The organism is Micromonospora sp. ATLC20 (assembly GCF_057196585.1).
In genome coordinates, this window is sequence record NZ_JBXUOV010000380.1 from 1 (window position 1) to 1,228 (window position 1,228).

The following is a 1,228-nucleotide window of genomic DNA, read 5'->3' on the forward strand; positions in this document are numbered from 1 at the left end:
CGCATGGACCACCGCCGGTCCGGCCTGCGCCACCGGCCGTGCCGGGTCGGGCCGGACCGCTCCGGTGCGGTCGACGAGCAGGCCACCCGACTCGGCGCGGGCCACCTCGGCGCCGAGCCGGGCCTTCGCCGCGCCCAGCCGGGCGCCGAACTCGGCGAGCACCTGGTCGACCTCGACCAGGGCGGGAAGCACGTCGGTGAGGTCGGTGCGCAGGTCCCCGATCCGCCGTTGCGCCGCCGTCGCGGCGGCACCCGACCACCCGGGGCGAAGCGTGCCGATCCGGGCGGTAAACGCGTCGGCGCGCTGCCGTACCGGCGTGGTGAGGCCCCGCCACGCCGTCCCGGCGGTGGACCAGGCGCCCGGGTCGGCGCGCCAGAGCTGCGCGTAGCCGACCGGCGCGGCGGCGTCGGCACTCCCGCCGTTCACCGGAGCACCCCGGTGAGGCGGCGGGCGGCGCGTTCGTCGACCGCCTCGTAGCCGTCCGCGCCACGGCGCAACGCCTGAGCGGTGTCGGCCACCCGGGCGCCGAGCGCGCCGGACCAGCGCCGTACGGCGGACTCCAATTCGGTAAGCGCCATCGCGGATCGCCAGCCGTCCGGCGCCGCCACCAGCAACGACTCTGGTGCCGCGCCCGGCCCGCGAGCCAGCCGGTACGCGTCGTCGGCCAGCTCGCGCGCCACCGATCGCAGAAGCTCCGGATCGACGTCGAACGGTTTCTCCACCACGTGCCCTCCCTCGCCCGGCGCCACCGGCCGGCTCCGGACACCGGGACGCTAGGCGGCACCAGACGGTGGCCGCCGACCCCTGTGGACAAGGGTCGGGGTTATCCACAGGGCTTGTCCGCCAGCCGGTCGGAGGCGCGTACCGCCGGTAGGGTGAGGCCGTGATCGGGGGAGCCGCGAGCGGAAGCTGAGCCGGCGCGACGAGCGGGGCGGGGTGGCATGAGACAGGTGTGGCGGGTCGCGGACGTTCGCGCGGCGGAGGCGGGCCTGATGGCCACCCTCCCGCCCGGTGCGCTCATGCAGCGGGCCGCGGCCGGGCTGGCCCGCCGCTGCGCGTTGCTGCTCGCCGACCGGGGCGGCGTCTACGGCGCCCGGGTGCTCGTGCTCGCCGGGTCCGGCGACAACGGCGGCGACGCCCTCTTCGCGGGCGCGCACCTGGCCCGCCGGGGCGCGGCGGTGACCGCGCTGCTCCTCACGCCGGGCCGGGCGCACGCCGAGGGCCTGGC

General features: G+C 78.1%; 3 protein-coding genes. 1 reads left to right on the plus strand and 2 read right to left on the minus strand.

Annotation, left to right across the window (positions count from 1 at the left end; all coding sequences use genetic code 11):
• Both AC2CHG_RS31435 and AC2CHG_RS31440 read right to left on the minus strand, forming a co-directional pair.
• The coding region (locus tag AC2CHG_RS31435) for a WXG100 family type VII secretion target (RefSeq protein WP_484526211.1) at positions 1–426 on the minus strand (426 nt) is incomplete at its 3' end.
• Positions 423–722: a type VII secretion target gene (locus AC2CHG_RS31440; RefSeq protein WP_463839216.1), complete on the minus strand. Its 300-nt coding sequence runs from the start codon at positions 720–722 to the stop codon at positions 423–425. The genes AC2CHG_RS31435 and AC2CHG_RS31440, both read right to left, overlap by 4 nt.
• Before the next feature lie 219 nt (positions 723–941).
• On the opposite strand from AC2CHG_RS31440, the gene AC2CHG_RS31445 reads away from it, so the two are divergent.
• On the plus strand, positions 942–1,228 hold a 287-nt coding region (locus AC2CHG_RS31445; protein WP_484526212.1), incomplete at its 3' end, for an NAD(P)H-hydrate epimerase.